The organism is Comamonas terrigena NBRC 13299, from assembly GCF_006740045.1.
GTDB classification, from domain to species: domain Bacteria; phylum Pseudomonadota; class Gammaproteobacteria; order Burkholderiales; family Burkholderiaceae_C; genus Comamonas; species Comamonas terrigena.
In genome coordinates, this window is record NZ_AP019749.1 from 3,174,591 (window position 1) to 3,193,581 (window position 18,991).

Here is an 18,991-nt window from a genome sequence, read left to right on the forward strand (position 1 = left end):
CACACGCACACGCTGTGCACGCGGGAAGGCGCTGTGCCCTCCCGCGTGCGTCCTCAACCGGCTTGCTCCACACCCTTCTTGGCCGTCAGGTAGTAGTAGGTGCTGGCCACTGCCAGACTGAAGAACCAGCCAAAGTCAAAGATGCTTTTCCAGATCTGTCCCACGCTGTTGGCGTCCACCACGCCCGACACCGCCAGATAGCCCGGCAGGCAGGGCAGCACGCCCAGCGCAAAGGCGGCCACGGCATGCATGTTCCAGCCATTGGTGTACTCATAGCGGCCGCCGCGCACATACAGGTCCTCGACCTTCAGCCGGGTCTTGCGGATCAGGTAGTAGTCCACCAGTAGCACGCCGGCAATCGCGCCCAGCAAGGTGCCGTAGCCGCCCAGCCAGGTGAACAGGTAGCCGCCCGAAGTGGCCAGCAGCTTCCAGGGCATGAACAGCAGGCCGAGGACGGCGGCAATCATGCCGCCCATGCGAAAGCTCACCTTGGACGGTGCCAGCTGGCTGAAGTCATACGAGGGCGACAGCAGGTTGGCCGCCACGTTGGTGGTGAGGTTGGCCAGCAGAATCACCAGCAGGCCAATCCCCGAGGCGAAGCTGCCCATCTTGGTCAGCAGCGCATCGGGAAACAGTTCGGCCTTGCCATACAGGATGGCCGAGGCCGAGAAGCCGATGACCCCCACCATGGAGAACAGCGCCATCGGGATGGGCAGGCCCACGGCCTGACCGATCGTCTGGTCCTTCTGCGAACGCGCAAAGCGGGTGAAGTCCGGAATGTTCAGTGCCAGCGTGGCCCAGAAGCCCACCAGGCCGGTCAAGGCCGCCCAGGTCTTGGGGCCGCCCTCCACCACCTTGGCCGGCAGGTTGAACAGCTGGCCGGCCGGAACGCGGTACATCAGCACCGCCACGAACACGATGGAGGCCACCACCATCAGCGGCGCGGCAATCACTTCCAGCTTGCGGATGGACTCCGGCCCGTGCCAGATGAACCAGATGTGCACCAGCCAGAAGGCCAGAAAGCACATGAACTGGGAGGTGCTGATGGTTTCACCCGCCGCCGGCCCCGCCAGATTGAAGCCCAGAATGTTCAGAAACCCGTGCAGCGCCAGCGCGCCAAAGTAGCAGTTGATCGAGAACCAGCCGCAGCCCACCAGGCCGCGCAGCACGGCGGGCAGGTTGGAGCCTTTGACACCGAACGAGGCCCGCGCCAGCACCGGGAAGGGGATGCCGTACTTGGGGCCCACCCGGCCGATCAGCGTCATGGGCACCAGCACGATGCAGTTGGCCAGGAACACCAGCCAGACCGCCTGCTGCCAGGAAAAGCCCTGGTCCAGCATGGAGCTGGCCATGGTGTAGGTGGGCACGCAGACCACCATGCCGACCCAGAGCGCGGCGTAGTCCTGCCATCGCCAGGTGCGATGCGCCAGAGGGGTGGGAAGCAGATCCGCATTGGATAGCGCCTGATCGGCGGGTGCGGATGGGTTGGATGCGCCGAGGGCGCCACTTGCACTACTGTTCATCTCCGAATCTCCTGTGGGGGTTCACTCACGGAACGACAAGAAACCCAGCCCGGTGCTACCGACTGCACGACATATCCCCTGAATCACCGGGTCTGGATCGCAAGTTCTTCTTCAGCATGATGTGTGCCAGTTGACAGTGCCGCGCACGCTGGAACACACCCTCGAAAACACCGCCAAAAGGCGTGGATTGCGCCTGTTCTGCCACTGCGTTGCACCAGAACAGGCACACACGCGCACCTCACACGGGCACCACCGCACGATGCGGGTTGTTGGGATGCGTTGTCCAGTTGGCGTATTCCCCGGTGACCGTCTTTCCGGTGCGCAGATCCACTTCGCCCGGCTGCAGGCTGCGCATGGAAATGCACTCCGGCACCGGACAGATGGAGACGCACAGATTGCAGCCCACGCACTCGGCTTCGTTCACCTCGAACTTGCGCACGCCGCCCTCTTTTTCGAAGGTGATGGCCTGGTGCGAGGTGTCTTCGCACACCACATGGCAGCGCCCGCACTGGATGCAGCTGTCCTGGTTGATGACGGCCTTGTCGATGTGGTTGAGGTTCAGGTCTTTCCAGTCCTTGACCGTGGGCACGGCCCGGCCCTGGAAGTCCTCGATGCGCGCAAAGCCATGCTGGTCCATGTAGTTGGACAGGCCGTCGCACATGTCCTGCACGATCTTGAAACCGTAGACCATGGCTGCCGTGCACACCTGCACATTGCCGCAGCCCAGTGCGATGTATTCGGCCGCATCCTTCCAGGTGGTGATGCCGCCGATGCCCGAGATGGGCAGGCCCGCCGTCTGCGGGTCGCGGGCGATCTCGGCCACCATGTTCTGGGCGATGGGCTTGACCGCCGGACCGCAGTAGCCGCCGTGCGAGCCCTGACCGTCGGTGCTGGGGTGCATCACCAGGGTATCCAGGTTCACCCCCATCAGCGAGTTGATGGTGTTGATCAGCGAGACGGCATCCGCACCGCCCGCCTTGGCTGCCCGCGCGGGATAGCGCACATCGGTGATGTTGGGCGTGAGTTTCACGATCACCGGCAGCTTGCTGTAGTGCTTGCACCAGGCCGTCACCATCTGGATGTATTCCGGCACCTGGCCCACGGCGGCGCCCATGCCGCGCTCGCTCATGCCGTGGGGGCAGCCGAAGTTCAGCTCCAGCCCGTCGGCCCCGGTGTCTTCCACCATGGGCAGGATGCGTTTCCAGCTTTCTTCCTCGCAGGGCACCATCAGCGAGGCGATCAGCGCGCGGTCCGGCCAAGCCTTTTTCACGCGGGTCATCTCCTCCAGATTGGTACGCAGCGGCCGGTCGGTGATCAGCTCGATGTTGTTGAGCCCCATCACGCGCCGGTCCTGCGCCAGCAGGGTGGAATAGCGTGGTCCGTTGACGTTGACCACATGCGGGTCCTCACCCAGCGTCTTCCACACCACGCCACCCCAGCCGGCTTCGAAGGCGCGGGTGACGTTGATCTCCTTGTCCGTGGGTGGGGCCGATGCCAGCCAGAACGGGTTGGGGCTTGCAATGCCCAGAAAGCGGGTGCTGATGTCTGCCATATCCATGCTCCTTGAAAAGCGCGGGCACTGCCGCTTACACCCCGGCACCCACGGCGCTGGTCAGCGCCTGGTGCATGGCACGCGCGGCCACTTTGCCGTGCTCCACGGCTTCCACCGTCAGATCCTGACCGCCGGCACGGCAGTCGCCACCGGCCCACACGCGGGGCACGCTGGTCTGGCCTTCGGCATCGGTGTCGATGCGGCCGTCGCGCAGCGCGATCGCGTTGCCGGCATGGGCGCTGACATAGGTCTGGCCAATGGCCTTGAGCACCATGTCGGCGGGCACGTCAAACACCTCGGGCCCCACCTGCAACTTGCCGTCCTGCAACTGCGTGTAGGCCATGCGGATGCCCGTCACCTTGCCGTCCTGCACCAGCACCTGCTGGGGCGCAGCCCACAACCGCAGGTTGACGCCATGGGTCTGGGCCCATTCCTGCTCCACGCCGGACGCGGACAGCGCGTCCTTGCCCCGGCGGTAGAACATGGTGACTTCTTCGGCGCCCAGCAGCTTGGCCTGCACGGCGGCATCCACCGCCGTCATGCCGCCGCCGATGACCACCACGCGCCGGCCCACCGGCACCGTGGCCTTGTCGCTGGCCTGGCGGATGTCGGCAATGAAATCCACCGCGTTGCGCAGGCCGTCGGCCTGGGGTTCGGCAATGCCCAGCGCGTTCACACCGCCCAGGCCCATGCCCAGGAACACGGCGTCGTAGCTGGCCAGCAGCGAATCCAAGGTGAAGTCGCGCCCCAGCCGCTGGTTGTTGTGCGGCGTGATGCCGCCCACCGACAGCAGCCAGTCGATTTCCTTCTGCGCAAAGTCGTTGGGGGTCTTGTAGCTGGCCAGGCCGTATTCGTTGAGCCCACCGAGCTTGGGCCGGGCATCCAGCAGCACCACGTCGTGGCCCTGCAGCGCCAACTGGTGGGCGCAGGTCAGACCGGCCGGTCCGGCCCCGACCACGGCCACCTTCTTGCCGGTGGCGGCGGCGCGCTGGAACAGCGGCGCGCCGCCTGCGGCCATGAAGGCATCGGTGGCATAGCGCTGCAGCGCACCGATTTCGACCGGCTTGTCTTCATTGGTGTTGCGCACGCAGGCTTCTTCGCACAGCTGCTCGGTGGGGCACACGCGGGAGCACATGCCGCCCAGCGGGTTGGCGGTCAGGATCTCCCGGGCCGCGCCGCGCACATTGTCCTGGGCGATGCGGGCGATGAAGGCCGGTACATCGATGCTGGTGGGACAGGCCGTGGTGCACGGCGCGTCATAGCAGTAGTAGCAGCGCTCGGCCTCGATCAGGGCCTGGGGGCGGTTGAGCGGGGGGTGGGCGTCGGAGAAATTGGCCGCGTACTCGGCCAGATTCAGTCGGCCGGCGGCAATGCCGCAGGTGCGGCTGGCGGGGCTGTCCATGGTGAACCTCCAAATTCAGGATTGAGGGCGTGAAGGGAACCCGGGCTCGCAGGGCGATGCCAGGCCAGATCGAACAACGCAAGGGGGCACGCAGGCTGTCCGCCTGCGCGTCCCCGAATCCAACAACACAGTCTTCGGAGGTTTCATCATGGTCCTCGTAGGTGCAATGTGGCGCCTCTTGCCGGGCGCACTGGGGTGGAGTTCAATGTACGCGGGTGAAAAAATTTACCAATCAGTAAAATCACCCAGAAAGTCGTGAGCAAGAAAGATGCCAGACAATCGCACCACAATGGCGCAACTTATCTCTACTTACCGCAGGCGCAATGGCGACTTTTTCTGACAACAGCCCCGTGAACAGCCCCATTAATAGCCCCGCCTCCCAGGCCCGATCGGCCACCCGCAAGCCCACGGCGGCGCGGCTGCGCAAGGAGCAGCACATCCTGCAGATGGCGGAGCTGCACTTCGCACAATATGGTTTCGAAGGCGCCTCGCTGGACCTGATCGCCCAGGACGCCGGCATCAGCCGCCACAACCTGCTGTACTACTTCGCCAGCAAGGAAGAGCTGTATCTGCGCGTGCTGGGCGATGTGCTGACGCAGTGGCTGGCAGGCATGTCCGACCTGCTGCGCGGCGACGACCCGGCCCAGGCCCTGCGCACCTATATCCGCGCCAAGCTGCAGTCCTCGCGCGAGCGGCCCCATGGCTCCAAGGTCTTCACCCGCGAGGTGATGGCCGGCGCCCCCCGCTTTGGTGATGCCATCCTGAGCCGGGTCGGCCCCGCGCTGGCGGCCGACACCCAGGCGTTCGAGCGCTGGGTGGCCCAGGGCAAGATTGCCCGCGTGGATTTCACCCACCTGATGTTCATTCTCTGGTCCGTGACCCAGGCCTACGCCGACCAGCAGGCCCAGTTTGCGCTGCTGCTGGGCAAGGATGCGCTGACGGCCCAGGATTACGACACGGCGGCCGAACTGATCTACCGCCTGGTGGTGCGCGGTCTGCAGCCAGACGGCCCGGCCGAAGGGCCGCTGCTGGCGCCAGCGCCAGCGCGCTAGGCGCCCTGCTGACGGCAAGCGGTGCAGGCCAGGGGGCATGGCGCAAGGCGGTAGTGCATGGGCGGCGGCCCCGGCGTCTTGCCTTATCCTTGTGCGCTCTGATTGCTCCTGCACGGCGCCCTGCACCAGGGCCCGGACCCGATTGCTGCCCATGACCGACATCCGCCCCGCCCGCTTTCCCGACGATCTGGACGCCGTGGTCCGCATCTTCCGGGAATACGTGGCCAGCCCCACCGTGAGCCTGGACTTCCAGGACTTCGAGGCCGAGTTCGCGGCCCTGCCCGGCAAGTACGCCGCTCCACACGGCTGCGTGCTGCTGGCCTGGAAAGACGGCCAGCCCGTGGGCTGCGCGGCCCTGCGGCAGGTGGATGCACAAATCGGCGAAATGAAGCGCGTCTACGTGCGCCCCACGGCGCGCGGCGAAAACCTGGGACGCCGCCTGGTGGAAGGCATTCTGGACGCAGCGCGGCACAGGGGCTACACCCGCATCTGCCTGGATGTGCTGCCCGAGTTCCAGGCTGCGCAGCGGCTGTATGCGTCGCTGGGCTTCGAGGACGCGCCGCCGGTGAGTTTCAATCCCGTGACGGGCACCCGCTACCTGGGACTGGATCTTCGGGCCACGCGCTCGCCCACAGACGCCCTGTAGCCTCCTATGGAGGCCTGCCACGCCCTTTAGCGCCTGCACGGCGCCTGGGGCGCAGCGATCAGCCATTGCCCCCGGAAAAAGAAAAAGCCTTCTAGACCGTGGATCTAGAAGGCTTTGTACCAATGGTTAGTTGGTAGGCGCGATTGGACTCGAACCAACGACCCCCACCATGTCAAGGTGGTGCTCTAACCAGCTGAGCTACGCGCCTGTGTTTGTTCGAGAAAGCGATTCTAGCACGGTTTTCAGCGTCGCCGCGCCGAACGCACGCCAGCCACCCCGGAAACAATGCCCAGCACCTTGTTCAGGCGGCCGGAGTCCGAGACTTCCACGGTGAACGTCATCCAGGCCACGCCCTTGACGGACTGGGTCTGCACGCCGATCACATTGGTCTTTTCACGGGCGAACACGTCGGAGATGTCGCGCAGCAGGCCCTGGCGGTCGGCGGCTTCCACCGCCACATCCACCGGATAGACCGCCGCTGTCGCGGCCGCCTTGGGCAGACCCCAGGCCACATCGATCACGCGCTCTTCGTAGCGCGCGGCCATTTCACGGAAATTGCTGCAGTCCGAGCGGTGCACGCTGACGCCCTTGCCGCGCGTGACAAAGCCGCGGATATCGTCGGGCGGCGCCGGCCGGCAGCACTTGGCCAGCTGGGTCATCAGCGAATCGATACCCACCACCAGCACGCCGCCCTTCTGGCCTTCGCCGCGGGGTTTGCGCACCATCTGCTGGATGTCCTCTTCGGCCGCCACCGGCTCGGGCGGCGGGCGCAGCACGGCTTCGATGTTGCGCAAGGAGTATTCGTCCTTGCCCACCACCTCGAACATGGCTTCGGCAGACTTGAAGCCCAGTTGCACCGCCAGCTCGTCCAGCCTGATGGCGGTCTTGCCTTCGCGCTGCAGCAGCTTTTCCACGGCCTCGCGGCCCCGGGTCATGGTCTCGTGCATGGCCTGGGCATTGAACCAGGCACGCACCTTGGCCTTGGCGCGGTTGCTGGTCAGATAGCCCAGCTCGGAGTTGAGCCAGTCGCGCGAAGGCCGGCCTTCCTTGACGGTGGTGATTTCCACCGTCTGGCCGCTTTGCAGCGGCGTGTTCAGCGGCACCATGGCCCCGTCCACCCGCGCGCCGCGGCAGCGGTGCCCCAGGTTGGTGTGCACGGCGTAGGCGAAGTCCACCGGCGTGGCGTTCTGCGGCAGCTCGATCACGGCCGCATCCGGCGTCAGCACATAGATGCGGTCGTCGAACAGGTTGCGGTGTTCCGGGCCTTCGGACAGGTCCTTGCCCCAGGCCAGCAGTTGCCGCAGCACGGCGATCTTGGCATCGTATTCGCTGGTGGCCGACACCCCGGCATAGCCCTTGGTGCCCGCTTCCTTGTACGCCCAGTGCGCGGCCACGCCATGTTCGGCATGGTCGTGCATGGCCTGGGTGCGGATCTGGATCTCGATGGCCTTGCCCTGCTCGTCCCGCACCACGGTGTGCAGCGACTGGTAGCCATTGGGCTTGGGCTTGGCGATGTAGTCGTCGAACTCCGACTCGATGGGGGTGAAATGCTCATGCACCCAGGACAGTGCGGTGTAGCAGTCCTTGACGTTGGGCACCACCACGCGCAGCGCGCGAATGTCGAACACCTGGGCAAAGTCCAGCGACTTGCCGCGCATCTTCTTGACGATGCTGTAGATGTGCTTGGGCCGCCCCTGCACGGTGGCGCTGATGCTGTAGGCACGCAGCTCGGATTCGAGCCGCGAGCGCAGTTGCTCCATGTAGATCTCGCGCTCGGCCCGCTTTTCATCCAGGTTCTTGGCAATCTGGCGGTAGGTCTCCGGCTCCAGAAAGCGGAAGGACAGGTCTTCCAGCTCCCACTTGAGCTGCCAGATCCCCAGGCGGTTGGCCAGCGGCGCAAACACATGCAGCGCCTCGCGCGCCAGGGTGGGCGACACCGGGCGCTTGCTGGCGGCGTAGTAGCGCAGCGTCTGCAGGCGCGATGCCAGGCGCAGCAGCACCACGCGCACATCGCGGGAAAAGCCCAGCAGCATCTTGCGCACGGTCTCGGCCTGGGTGGCCGGATCGTCCACGCGCTGGCTGTTGCTTTCCGCATCGCGCGCCTGCTGCTGCACATGCATCAGCTTGGTGGTTTCCACCGCCAGGGTGGCGAAGTTGGCGCCAAAGGCCTTGGTCAGCACCTCCAGCGGCTTGTTCAGGTGCATGCTGGCGTATACCAGATACACGGCCGCCTGCATGGTTTCCGAGCCACCGATGCCGTACAGGATGGCAGCCACCGCATCGGCGTGGGCCAGCATGTTCTCGCCGGTGGTCATGGTTTCGCCGGACAGCAGCGGCTCCGCAAACGAGCGGGCGCGCACCAGCGCATTGGCCTGGTCGGGCATGGCCTCCGAAGTGGCGGCGATCAGCGCCGGTGTCATGGGTACCGTGCCATGGGTTGGCGCACCGGCCTCCACCGTGGTGGGAGGCAAAGACGTCACACTTCTCATGGCCGCACTCCCCTGCCGGCCTGGCTGTTTGGTTGTTGTTCTTGCGTCATTCCTGGGCCAATACAAAGTCCCGCACGACCGCCACTTGGTCGGCTGAGACCAATGTGGGGGCGTGCCCCACATTTGCAAGCACCGCACATTGTGCCCGTGGTCCACGCTCCTGCATGGCCTGGGCGGTGGCGGCCGTCAGCAAATCGGACTGTTCCCCCCGCAAAAGCAAAGTCTGTGCCGTGATCTGGTCGTACAGCTGCCACATCAGCGCCTGGCCCTGTTCGGCCTCCTCCCGTGTCATGTCCCGCAGTGCCACGCCGATCGCCGGGTCGTAGTGCAGGCCCAGGCCGCCGTCGGGCAAGGGGGTCAGCATGGGCTCGGTCAGGGCCCGCCATTCGGCATCGGTGTGCGGACCGAACCCTGCCGAGATGACGCGCAGCGTGGCTGCGGCCTGCTCCACGCTGTCAAAGCGCACCGGCTGGCCCACATAGCTGCCAATGCGTTGCAGCGCCGCCCACTCCAGCGTGGGCCCCACGTCGTTGAGCACCAGGCGCCGGATGGCCACCGGCAGCGGCAACTGGGCTTGGCCGGCCAGCGCCATGCCGATCAGCCCCCCCATGCTGGTGCCTATCCAGTCCAGGGTCTGCAGCGGTGCCTGCGCCTGCAGGTGCTGCAACAGCATCAGCATGTCCAGCGCGTACTGCGGCACGGCGTAATGCTGGGGGTCGGCCAGCCATTCGCTGCGCCCACGTCCGGCCACATCCGGGCAGATCACCCGCGCATGTGACGCCAGCGCGCGGGCCAGCACATCGAAGTCCCGCCCCTGGCGCGTGAGGCCGTGGACGCAGACGATGACATGGGGGTGGGCGGGGTTGCCGGTGGCGTTCCACTCCCAGTACGCCATGCGGTGTTCGCTGCGCTCTGGTTCGTCCGCTCGGCGGGCCGCAGGACCGGGACAGGTTACGTAGTTCAGCGTAGGTTCAATCATGCAGAGCAACTTTCCAGGCGCACCCCATAATGGGCTTTTGACCATCGTAATGGATTCGGAGACCTCTATGCTCAAAGGCAAGACGGCACTGGTGACGGGTTCCACCAGTGGCATCGGTTTAGGCATTGCGCAAGCCCTGGCACGCCAGGGCGCGAACGTGGTGCTCAACGGCTTCGGCGACGCCGAAGGCCCGCTGGCTGCGGTGCGCGAAGCCGGCAAGGCCCATGGGGTGCGGGTGGCCCACCACGGCGCCGACATGAGCAAGGCCGCCGACATCGAAGCCATGATGGCGTTTGCCGCCACGACATTCGGCCGGGTGGACATCCTGGTCAACAACGCCGGCATCCAGCATGTGGCGGCGGTGCAGGACTTTCCGGTGGACAAATGGGACGCCATCATCGCCATCAACCTGACCAGCGCCTTTCACACCACGCGCCTGGCGCTGCCGGCCATGCAGCAGGCCAACTGGGGCCGCATCATCAATGTGGCCTCGGTGCACGGCCTGGTGGGCTCGGCCCAGAAGTCGGCCTATGTGGCGGCCAAGCACGGCATCGTCGGCCTCACCAAGGTCACGGCCCTGGAGAACGCCACCAGCGGCGTGACCTGCAATGCCATCTGCCCCGGCTGGGTGCTGACCCCGCTGGTGCAGAAACAGGTGGACGCCAAGGCGGCCGCCCAGGGCATCTCCAACGAAGAGGCCACCCGGCAGTTGCTGGGGGAGAAAGAGCCGTCGCTGCAGTTCACCACCCCGGAAGAATTGGGCGAGCTGGCGGTGTTCTTCTGCTCGGCCGCCGCCAACAATGTGCGCGGTGTGGCCTGGAACATGGACGGCGGCTGGGCGGCCCAGTAAGCCTGCGCCGCTGCGGGGCGGAAAGCCAAAAACGGTCACCGCGCCCTACCCCCTACAAAAAAAGCCCCTGGCAGCTGCCAGGGGCTTTTTGCTTGGCCGAAGCCTGGAGCCGCCCCGAGGGGCGGCTGGGTTACTGCAGCTGCACCGCGCCCGAGACCTGCACTTCCACCTGGGTCTTGCCGGCTTCCACCGCCAGCGGGGCACTTTCCGCGCCATCCGCCGCCATGGAAGATTTCATCATGGCCCCCGCCATATAGGGACGCATGCCGACTTCATTGCTGTTGACCGAGACCTCACGCAAGGTGTAGCCGGTAAAGCCGAACGCCTTGGCCAGGCTGGCGGCCTTGGCCTTGAACTGGTCGATGGCCTGCTGCTGCGCCTCGCCCTCGACCTTGGCCCGCCCTTCCTTGGACAGACCGAAGGCCACCTGGCCCACCTGCATGCCCTGCACCTTGGCGGCGGTGCTGGTGATGCGGTCGAAGTCCTTGCCCTGCAGCACCAGCTGCGCACGCCCCTGCCAGCCGGCGATCTTGCCGTCCTTGCTGGTGGTCCGCGGGAAAACGTTGAAGCCGCTGGTGCGCACTTCCATGCCGCCGGGCTGCGCCTGGGGGCGCACCGTGGCCAGTGCCGCACCCACCACCTGCTGCAGGCGTTTTTGCACGGCGGCGGCATTGCTGCCCTCTTCCGTGGCGGACAGGGTCAGCACCAGCAGGTCCTGCGCCACCTCCACGCTGCCGGCGGCCGTCAGCTGTACTACGTTCTGCGGTGGGGCCATTACGGCGGTCTGGGCCTGTGCGGCGGTGGCCGCAGCACCCCATACGATGGCGGCAGCCGCCAGGGCCTGGGTGTGACGGGGGATAAAAGGCATAGCATTCCTCCTTGACAGGTCAATGGGATGAAGACGAAATCGTCGGGAACAAGCGACCTTACCACCGCCTGGCGGAGGGGACTGCACTACGTCAATCAACACTTGCTCCGCAGGGCAACACTTGTAACACTTGGTCAAAGTACCGGGGTAATCCGGTTTTTCCGCCGCCAAGATGGTCAAAATTGGCTCTGTTACAAATTGGACTAGGGATATCCATGGCCTCTACGAACAACCGTACCGACAAGATCCTGGTGGTGGACGACGACGCCCGCATCCGCGATCTGCTCCGCCGATACCTGACGCAAGAAGGCTTTGAGATCATGATTGCCGAAGACGGCAAGGCATTGAACCGCATCTTGCTGCGCGAAACCGTGGATCTGATCGTGCTGGACCTGATGATGCCCGGCGAGGATGGACTGTCCATCTGCCGCCGCCTGCGCTCGGCCAACGACCGCACCCCCATCATCATGCTGACCGCCAAGGGCGAAGACGTGGACCGCATCGTCGGTCTGGAAGTCGGTGCTGACGATTACCTGGGCAAGCCGTTCAACCCGCGTGAACTGCTGGCCCGCATCCACGCCGTGCTGCGCCGCCGCCCCCCGGTGGAAGCGCCGGGCGCGCCGTCGGGCGAGAACGAAGTGGTCACCTTCGGCCCCTTCACCTTCGACCTGGGCACCCGCGTGCTGCAGAAGAATGGTGAAGAACTGGCGCTGACCACCGGAGAGTTCGCCATGCTCAAGGCGCTGGTACGCCACCCACGCCAGCCGCTGTCCCGTGAAAAGCTGGCCCTGCTGGCCCGCGGCCGCGAATTCGAGCCGTTTGACCGCAGTCTGGACGTGCAGGTCTCGCGCCTGCGCAAGCTGATCGAAGAAGATGCCGCCGCTCCGCGCTACATTCAAACAGTCTGGGGCGTTGGTTACGTCTTCGTACCAGATGGTGCGAATTAAGCACCGTAAGATAGCGCTTCCCCTGACACCGCCTGCTCGCCACCATCCGACCGATGGTGGTGTGCTGCGTTGCGGTTCAATGGAAGTCTTCTGACCATGCGCGCTTTTACCGCCAGCCCACTTTCCTCTTCCGACTCTGCCGTGGCCGACGAGCCGGAACCACAACGCCGCCCCCGTGCGGCGCATGCGCGTTCGCGCATGGGCCTGAACCTGTTCTGGCGCACCTTCTTCCTGCTGGCCCTGCTGCTGGTGGGCAGCATCCTGGCCTGGCTGCAGACGCTACGTGCTTTCGAGTTCGAGCCGCGCACCTTGCACACGGCCCAGCAGATCGCCTCGCTGGTCAACCTGAGCCGCGCCGCCCTGGTGCACTCGGACGCTATCAACCGCGTCTCGCTGATCAAGACCATGGCCGACCAGGAAGGCGTGCGTATTCTGCCGCGCGAGCCGGGCGACAAGTTCGAGGAAATGGACCATACGCCGCTGGGCCAGCGCCTGACGGAGGAACTGACCCAGCGCCTGGGCCCGGGCACCATCGTGGCGCGCAGCGTCAACGGCGAGCAGGGTCTGTGGGTGGGCTTTTCCATCAACGGCGACCGCAACTGGCTGCTGATGGACCGCTCGCGCTTCAGCCCTGCCGGCGGCCGCACCTGGCTGGTATGGCTGATCACCGCCGGCATTCTGTCGCTGGCCGGTGCCGCCGTGATTGCCCGCCTGATCAACCAGCCGCTCAAGCAGCTGAGCGATGCGGCCAACCGCGTGCGCGATGGCGACTTCGAGGCCAGCCAGCTCGACGAGCAGGCCGTGACCAGTGAAATCCGCGAGGTGAACATCGGCTTCAACCGCATGGCGCAGAAACTGGCCAAGCTGGAGCAGGAGCGCGCCGTGATGCTGGCCGGCATCTCGCACGACCTGCGCACCCCGCTGGCCCGCCTGCGCTTGGAAACCGAGATGAGCGTGAACGACGATGTGGCCCGGGGCCACATGGTGGCCGACATCGTGCAGCTGGATGCGACCATCGACAAGTTCCTGGACTACGCCCGCCCCGACCATGTGGCGCTGGCCACGGTCAATCTGCATGCGGTGGTGTCGTCCTGCGTCTACGCGGTGCAGGACCACCGCGAGCTGCAGATCAGCATGTCGGTGCCGGAAGATGTGTATGTGATGGCCGACGAGATCGAGCTGGCGCGCGTGATCTCCAACCTGCTGGAAAACGCCCGCCGCTACGGCAAGACACCGGACACCGAGACCACGCATGTGGACATCAGCGTCAAGCAGCGCGAGGCCTGGGTGGTGGTGCGGCTGCGCGACCATGGCGCAGGCGTGCCGCCCGAACAGCTGGCCAGCCTGATCCAGCCCTTCTTCCGGGGCGACACGGCCCGTACCGCTGCCGCCGGCGCCGGCCTGGGCCTGTCGATCGTGGACAAGACGGTGCAGCGCATGGGCGGCGTGCTGTCGCTGACCAATGCGCCCGGTGGCGGTCTGGCCGCGCATGTGCAGCTGCAGCGCGCAGCCAGCGGTGCCGACAGCGACACGCCCCAGCGCCTGCAGCGCCCGCAGGTCAAGCGCCAGCTACCGCCGCGCCGCCGCAGCACCGACCGCATGGACGAAGCGGAAGACCTGGGCGACGATTGACGCAGCGCTCTGCGCCCCTGCATGCAAAAAGCCGGCATCCGCCGGCTTTTTTTATGGGGTGACCAGGCCTGCAGGGCCGGCCGGGGCTGGTGCCAGTGCTCAGTCCTTGCGGAACAGCAGCGCCGCGGCCCGTGCCTCCATGGACTGCAGCTGGCCCACCGGGCCCAGTTTTTCGGCCGTCTTGGCCTTGACGTTCACCTGGTCCAGCGTCACCCCCAGGGCCTGGGCAATGCGCTCGCGCATGGCGGGAATGTGCGGCGCCAGCTTGGGGGCCTGGGCCACGACGGTGCTGTCCACATTGCCGATCTCCCAGCCTTTTTCCCGCACGCGGCGGGCAGCCTCGGTCAGCAGCACCACCGAGTTGGCGCCCCGGAACTCGGGGTCGGTGTCCGGGAAATGCCGGCCGATATCGCCCAGCGATGCACCGCCCAGCAAGGCATCGGTGATGGCGTGCAGCAGCACATCGGCGTCCGAGTGGCCCAGCAGACCGGTGACGTGGGGAATCTCCACCCCGCCGATGATGAGCTTGCGGCCCGGCACCAGGGCATGGGTGTCCCAGCCTTCTCCAATACGAAAATTCATAGCTTGCTCCGCAGGTGCTTCAGGCGCGACCTGCCCATAGGGTTGACATCAGAAAAACGGGTTGCCGCTGGCGGACGGCGGGTTGCGGCGCCCCTGGAAGCGCTCCGCCGTGGTGGCCCGGCCGCGCTGCGACAGCACGGCGGCGGCCAGCGCAAAGTCGTCCGGGTAGGTCACCTTGAAATTCTGCGCCCCGCCGGGCACCAGCTTGGGGCGCAGGCCCATGGCTTCCATGGCGCTGGCCTCATCGGTCACGGCCGCTCCGGCGCGGGAAATCGCATCCAGCAGCGGGCCGATGCGGAACATCTGCGGCGTCTGCGCCAGCCATTTGTCGCTGCGGTCCACCGTGGCCGCCACGCGCACCCCGGTCGGGCCGGTGACGGCGGTCTTGAGCGTATCGGGCAGCTTGTGGGCCAGCAGGCCGCCCACGGCATCGTCCACGCAGGCGTCGATCAGGTTGCGGATCTGCTGCGGCGTGATCAGGCAGCGCGCCGCATCGTGCACCAGCACCCAGTCATGCTGGGCTGCGCCCTGCGCCAGCAGGGCCTTCAGGCCGCCCCGCACGGTGTCGGCCCGGTTGGGGCCGCCACAGGGCACGACAAAGCAGCCGGTCACCGGGTGGTCGGCCAGAAACTGGTCGCCGGCCGCCACCGCCACCAAGGTACCCGCCAGCCCGGCCGTGCCGGCAAACGCGGCCAGGGTGTGCAAGACCATGGGCTGGCCGGCCACCAGCTGGTACTGTTTGGGCAGCTCCGGCGTGGGGCTGCCCGGCGCAATTGCCCGCAACCCCACCCCTGCGCAGGGCACCAGCCCCCAGAAACGGCCCTGGGGCGGATGGGGGACTGGGGAAGGGGCAAGCAGGTCGGTCATGGCAGGCATTCTAGAATCGGGATTTCCCCTTCGCAGACATCCTGGCGGCAAAAGGCCACGCCCATGGGGCCACCGTACCGCCACCTCCTCTCCCATGCAGCTGCCCACCCTCCGCTCCGGTCACCGTTTCACCCTCCCCCGCCCCACGGGCAGCGCCGATGCGCTGCTGCTGTCGCGTCTGGCGCAGCGCGAGCGGGCGGCGGGCCGCATCACGGCCATCGTCACGGCCGATGCGGGCGACGCCCAGCGGCTGATCGACGAGCTGGCGTTCTTTGCCCCCGAGCTGCGCTGCGCCCTGTTTCCGGACTGGGAAACCCTGCCCTACGACACGTTTTCGCCGCACCAGGACCTGATCAGCGAGCGCCTGGCCACGCTGTGGCGCATCCGCAGCCGCGAGCACGAGACCGGCGCCGACGTGGTGCTGGTGCCGGCCACCACCGCCCTGTACCGGCTGGCCCCCCCGTCGTTTCTGGCGGGCTACACCTTCCACTTCAAGCAGGGCCAGAAGCTGGACGAGGCCAAGCTCAAGGCCCAGCTGACGCTGGCCGGCTACCAGCATGTCTCCCAGGTGGTGAGCCACGGCGAATATGCGGTGCGCGGCGGCCTGATCGACCTGTTTCCCATGGGCTCGCCCGTGCCCTACCGGGTGGATCTGTTCGACAACGAGATCGACTCCATCCGTACCTTCGATCCCGACAGCCAGCGCAGCCTCTACCCCGTGCCCGAGGTGCGCCTGCTGCCCGGCCGCGAGTTCCCCATGGACGAGGATGCACGCGCCAAGTTCCGCTCGCGCTGGCGCGAGCTGCTGGAGGGCGATCCCACGCGCAGCCGCGTCTACAAGGACATGGGCAATGGTGTGGCGACGGCGGGCATCGAGTACTACCTGCCGCTGTTCTTTGACGCCACGGCCACCGTCTTCGACTACCTGGGCGGTGACGCCACACTGGTGCTGCACGGCGATCTGGAGCCGGCGTTCCAGCGCTTCTGGACCGACACCAGGGAGCGCTTCCGCCTGGTGCAGGGCGACCCCGAGCGCCCGGCCCTGCCGCCCGAAACCCTGTTCCTGACGGCCGACCAGTTCTACACCAGCGCCAAGCCCTACCCGCAGCTGGCCTTGCGCCCGGGGGTGGAAGATGTGGCCGACAGCGCCCTCTTCCAGCAGCTGCCGCCGCTGGCCGTGGTGCGCGGCGCCGAGGAGCCGCTGGCCCGGCTGCAGGCGCATATCGCCCACGCGGCACGCCGCGTGCTGGTGCTGGCCGAAAGCGACGGCCGGCGCGAAAGCCTGCTGGACTTTCTGCGGGCCTCCAACGTCAACCCGCCGGCCTTCGATTCGCTGGCGGAGTTCCAGGCCGACGACAGCGAACGGCTGGGCATTGCCACCTCCAACCTGGCCCAGGGCTTTGCCTGGACGGAGGAAGGCATCGACTTCGTCACCGAGACCGAGCTGTTCGAGACCAGCGGCGGCACGCGCCGGCGCAAGAAGCAGGAACAGGTCAGCGATGTCGATGCGCTGATCAAGGATCTGTCCGAGCTGAAGGTGGGCGACCCGGTGGTCCATGCCCAGCACGGCATCGGCCGCTACCACGGCCTGGTCAACATGGACGTGGGCCAGAAGAACACCGATGGTTCGCCCGCGCTGCAGGAGTTTCTGCACCTGGAATATGCCAAGGATGCGGTGCTGTACGTGCCCGTCAGCCAGCTGCACCAGATCAGCCGCTACACCGGCGTCACGCCCGAATCCGCGCCGCTGCACAGCCTGGGCAGCGGCCAGTGGGAAAAGGCCAAGCGCAAGGCCGCCGAGCAGGTGCGCGACGCTGCAGCCGAGCTGCTGAACATCTACGCTCGCCGCGCCGCGCGCCAGGGCCACGCCTTCCGCTACAGCGCCCAGGATTACGAGCAGTTCGCCCAGGACTTCGGCTTTGAGGAGACGGCCGACCAGAAGGCGGCCATCCACGCCGTGGTGCACGACATGATCAGCCCCCAGCCCATGGACCGCCTGGTCTGCGGCGATGTGGGCTTCGGCAAGACCGAGGTCGCCCTGCGCGCGGCCTTTGTGGCCGCCATGGGCGGCAAGCAGGTGGCCTTTCTGGCCCCCACCACGCTGCTGGCCGAGCAGCACTACCAGACGCTGGTGGACCGCTTCTCCAAATGGCCGGTGAAGGTGGCGGAGATGAGCCGCTTCCGCTCCACCAAGGAGATCAATGCCGCGCTCAAGGGCATCGAGGACGGGTCGGTGGACATTGTGGTGGGCACGCACAAGCTGCTGTCCGAGAAGACCAAGTTCCAGAACCTGGGCCTGCTGATCATTGACGAGGAGCACCGCTTCGGCGTGCGCCACAAGGAGGCCATGAAGGCCTTGCGCGCCGAAGTGGATGTGCTGACACTGACCGCCACCCCCATTCCGCGTACCATGGGCATGGCGCTGGAAGGCCTGCGCGACCTGTCGGTGATTGCCACCGCCCCGCAACGCCGGCTGGCCATCAAGACCTTTGTGCGTTCCGAGAGCAACGGCGTGATCCGCGAGGCGGTGCTGCGCGAGCTCAAGCGCGGCGGCCAGGTGTACTTTCTGCACAACGAAGTGGAGACCATCGAGAACCGCCGCCAGAAGCTGGAGGAAATCCTGCCCGAGGCGCGCATTGCCGTGGCCCACGGCCAGATGCCCGAGCGCGAACTGGAGCGCGTGATGCGCGACTTCGTGGCCCAGCGCTTCAACATCCTGCTGTGCTCGACCATCATCGAGACCGGCATCGACGTGCCCACGGCCAACACCATCGTCATCAGCCGCGCCGACAAGTTCGGCCTGGCCCAGCTGCACCAGCTGCGCGGGCGCGTGGGCCGCAGCCACCACCAGGCCTATGCCTATCTGATGGTGCCGGACATCGAGAGCCTGACCAAGCAGGCCGAGCAGCGGCTGGACGCCATCCAGCAGATGGAGGAGCTGGGCAGCGGCTTCTACCTGGCGATGCACGATCTGGAAATCCGCGGCGCCGGCGAGGTGCTGGGCGAGAACCAGAGCGGCAACATGATGGAGATCGGTTTCCAGCTCTACAACGAGATGCTGGCCGAAGCCGTGCGCAGCCTGAAGAACGGCAAGGAGCCCGATCTGCTGTCGCCGCTGTCGGCCTCCACCGACATCAATCTGCATGCCCCGGCGCTGCTGCCCAATGACTACTGCGGCGATGTGCACCTGCGCCTGTCGTTCTACAAGAAGCTGGCCACGGCCAGGACCAGCGACCAGATCGACAACCTGCTGGAAGAGATCGTGGACCGCTTCGGCAAGCTGCCGCCGCAGGCCCAGACGCTGATCGACACCCACCGCCTGCGCGTGCTCTCCGAGCCCTATGGCGTGCTCAAGGTCGATGCCGCACCGGGCGTGATCAGCATCACCTTCAAGCCGAACCCGCCCATCGATCCGATGCAGATCATCCACCTGATCCAGAAGAACAAGCACATCAAGCTGGCGGGCAACGACAAGCTGCGCATCGAACGCGCGCTGGAAGACCCCAAGGCCCGCGCCCAGATGGTGCGCGATGTGCTGAAAAGTCTGGGACAACCGTTGCGCGCGGAAACACCCGCCACGGCCTGAAGCTGGTCATACTGCT

General features: G+C 66.3%; 14 protein-coding genes and 1 tRNA gene. 6 read left to right on the forward strand and 9 right to left on the reverse strand.

What is annotated here, in order from left to right; translation table 11 throughout:
* Window positions 1–53 precede the first annotated feature (53 nt).
* From CT3_RS14435 to CT3_RS14445, 3 genes are all read right to left on the reverse strand, one after another.
* Complete coding sequence (locus CT3_RS14435; protein WP_066533688.1) at window positions 54–1,523, reverse strand: NCS1 family nucleobase:cation symporter-1; 1,470 nt, start codon at window positions 1,521–1,523, stop codon at window positions 54–56.
* A 238-nt stretch (window positions 1,524–1,761) separates the two neighbouring features.
* Complete coding sequence (gene preA, locus CT3_RS14440) at window positions 1,762–3,075, reverse strand: NAD-dependent dihydropyrimidine dehydrogenase subunit PreA (protein ID WP_066534014.1); 1,314 nt, start codon at window positions 3,073–3,075, stop codon at window positions 1,762–1,764.
* Window positions 3,076–3,109: 34 nt separating this feature from the next.
* Window positions 3,110–4,477, reverse strand: coding sequence for an NAD(P)-dependent oxidoreductase (locus CT3_RS14445; protein ID WP_066533690.1), 1,368 nt, complete (start codon window positions 4,475–4,477; stop codon window positions 3,110–3,112).
* 323 nt (window positions 4,478–4,800) lie between these two features.
* Here CT3_RS14445 and CT3_RS14450 point away from each other — a divergent pair, with 323 nt between their 5' ends.
* Both CT3_RS14450 and CT3_RS14455 read left to right on the forward strand, forming a co-directional pair.
* Window positions 4,801–5,529, forward strand: a complete 729-nt coding sequence (locus CT3_RS14450) for a TetR family transcriptional regulator C-terminal domain-containing protein (RefSeq protein ID WP_066533692.1) — start codon at window positions 4,801–4,803, stop codon at window positions 5,527–5,529.
* A 151-nt stretch (window positions 5,530–5,680) separates the two neighbouring features.
* On the forward strand, window positions 5,681–6,175 hold the full coding sequence (locus tag CT3_RS14455; RefSeq protein WP_066534018.1) for a GNAT family N-acetyltransferase: 495 nt from the start codon (window positions 5,681–5,683) through the stop codon (window positions 6,173–6,175).
* 131 nt (window positions 6,176–6,306) lie between these two features.
* Here the strand turns inward: CT3_RS14455 and CT3_RS14460 are convergent.
* The 3 genes from CT3_RS14460 to CT3_RS14470 all read right to left on the reverse strand — a co-directional run bounded on the left by CT3_RS14460 (window position 6,307) and on the right by CT3_RS14470 (window position 9,643).
* A tRNA-Val gene (locus CT3_RS14460) sits at window positions 6,307–6,383 on the reverse strand.
* Between the two features lie 34 nt (window positions 6,384–6,417).
* Entirely contained in the window at window positions 6,418–8,595 is a 2,178-nt protein-coding gene (locus CT3_RS14465) for a RelA/SpoT family protein (protein ID WP_225608678.1), read from the reverse strand.
* 115 nt (window positions 8,596–8,710) lie between these two features.
* Entirely contained in the window at window positions 8,711–9,643 is a 933-nt protein-coding gene (locus CT3_RS14470) for an alpha/beta fold hydrolase (RefSeq protein ID WP_066533697.1), read from the reverse strand.
* A 67-nt stretch (window positions 9,644–9,710) separates the two neighbouring features.
* On the opposite strand from CT3_RS14470, the gene CT3_RS14475 reads away from it, so the two are divergent.
* Window positions 9,711–10,493 carry a 3-hydroxybutyrate dehydrogenase gene (locus tag CT3_RS14475; protein ID WP_066533700.1) on the forward strand — a complete coding sequence of 261 codons (783 nt, stop codon included), beginning with the start codon at window positions 9,711–9,713 and terminating at the stop codon, window positions 10,491–10,493.
* A 130-nt stretch (window positions 10,494–10,623) separates the two neighbouring features.
* Here CT3_RS14475 and CT3_RS14480 read toward each other — a convergent pair whose 3' ends face one another.
* Entirely contained in the window at window positions 10,624–11,361 is a 738-nt protein-coding gene (locus CT3_RS14480) for an SIMPL domain-containing protein (RefSeq protein ID WP_066533701.1), read from the reverse strand.
* A gap of 215 nt (window positions 11,362–11,576) precedes the next feature.
* Between CT3_RS14480 and ompR the strand changes: the two genes are divergently transcribed.
* Complete coding sequence (ompR, locus tag CT3_RS14485) at window positions 11,577–12,308, forward strand: osmolarity response regulator transcription factor OmpR (RefSeq protein ID WP_066533704.1); 732 nt, start codon at window positions 11,577–11,579, stop codon at window positions 12,306–12,308.
* A gap of 96 nt (window positions 12,309–12,404) precedes the next feature.
* Window positions 12,405–13,940 carry an ATP-binding protein gene (locus CT3_RS14490; RefSeq protein ID WP_083520273.1) on the forward strand — a complete coding sequence of 512 codons (1,536 nt, stop codon included), beginning with the start codon at window positions 12,405–12,407 and terminating at the stop codon, window positions 13,938–13,940.
* A 99-nt stretch (window positions 13,941–14,039) separates the two neighbouring features.
* On the opposite strand, the gene ispF is transcribed toward CT3_RS14490, so the two are convergent.
* Window positions 14,040–14,522 carry a 2-C-methyl-D-erythritol 2,4-cyclodiphosphate synthase gene (ispF, locus tag CT3_RS14495; protein ID WP_066533708.1) on the reverse strand — a complete coding sequence of 161 codons (483 nt, stop codon included), beginning with the start codon at window positions 14,520–14,522 and terminating at the stop codon, window positions 14,040–14,042.
* A 48-nt stretch (window positions 14,523–14,570) separates the two neighbouring features.
* A complete protein-coding gene (locus CT3_RS14500) occupies window positions 14,571–15,389 on the reverse strand; it encodes an IspD/TarI family cytidylyltransferase (protein ID WP_066534019.1) in 819 nt (272 codons plus the stop codon).
* 94 nt (window positions 15,390–15,483) lie between these two features.
* On the opposite strand from CT3_RS14500, the gene mfd reads away from it, so the two are divergent.
* Entirely contained in the window at window positions 15,484–18,975 is a 3,492-nt protein-coding gene (mfd, locus tag CT3_RS14505) for a transcription-repair coupling factor (protein ID WP_066533710.1), read from the forward strand.
* Window positions 18,976–18,991 lie beyond the last annotated feature (16 nt).

Excerpts from the sequence above, each read along its gene's own strand:
- CT3_RS14435 (WP_066533688.1), bottom strand. The coding sequence starts at position 1,523 with ATGAACAGTAGTGCAAGTGGCGCCCTCGGCGCATCCAACCCATCCGCA.
- preA (WP_066534014.1), bottom strand. The coding sequence starts at position 3,075 with ATGGCAGACATCAGCACCCGCTTTCTGGGCATTGCAAGCCCCAACCCG.
- CT3_RS14445 (WP_066533690.1), bottom strand. The coding sequence starts at position 4,477 with ATGGACAGCCCCGCCAGCCGCACCTGCGGCATTGCCGCCGGCCGACTG.
- CT3_RS14450 (WP_066533692.1), top strand. The coding sequence starts at position 4,801 with ATGGCGACTTTTTCTGACAACAGCCCCGTGAACAGCCCCATTAATAGC.
- CT3_RS14455 (WP_066534018.1), top strand. The coding sequence starts at position 5,681 with ATGACCGACATCCGCCCCGCCCGCTTTCCCGACGATCTGGACGCCGTG.
- CT3_RS14465 (WP_225608678.1), bottom strand. The coding sequence starts at position 8,595 with ATGACACCGGCGCTGATCGCCGCCACTTCGGAGGCCATGCCCGACCAG.
- CT3_RS14470 (WP_066533697.1), bottom strand. The coding sequence starts at position 9,643 with ATGATTGAACCTACGCTGAACTACGTAACCTGTCCCGGTCCTGCGGCC.
- CT3_RS14475 (WP_066533700.1), top strand. The coding sequence starts at position 9,711 with ATGCTCAAAGGCAAGACGGCACTGGTGACGGGTTCCACCAGTGGCATC.
- CT3_RS14480 (WP_066533701.1), bottom strand. The coding sequence starts at position 11,361 with ATGCCTTTTATCCCCCGTCACACCCAGGCCCTGGCGGCTGCCGCCATC.
- ompR (WP_066533704.1), top strand. The coding sequence starts at position 11,577 with ATGGCCTCTACGAACAACCGTACCGACAAGATCCTGGTGGTGGACGAC.
- CT3_RS14490 (WP_083520273.1), top strand. The coding sequence starts at position 12,405 with ATGCGCGCTTTTACCGCCAGCCCACTTTCCTCTTCCGACTCTGCCGTG.
- ispF (WP_066533708.1), bottom strand. The coding sequence starts at position 14,522 with ATGAATTTTCGTATTGGAGAAGGCTGGGACACCCATGCCCTGGTGCCG.
- CT3_RS14500 (WP_066534019.1), bottom strand. The coding sequence starts at position 15,389 with ATGACCGACCTGCTTGCCCCTTCCCCAGTCCCCCATCCGCCCCAGGGC.
- mfd (WP_066533710.1), top strand. The coding sequence starts at position 15,484 with ATGCAGCTGCCCACCCTCCGCTCCGGTCACCGTTTCACCCTCCCCCGC.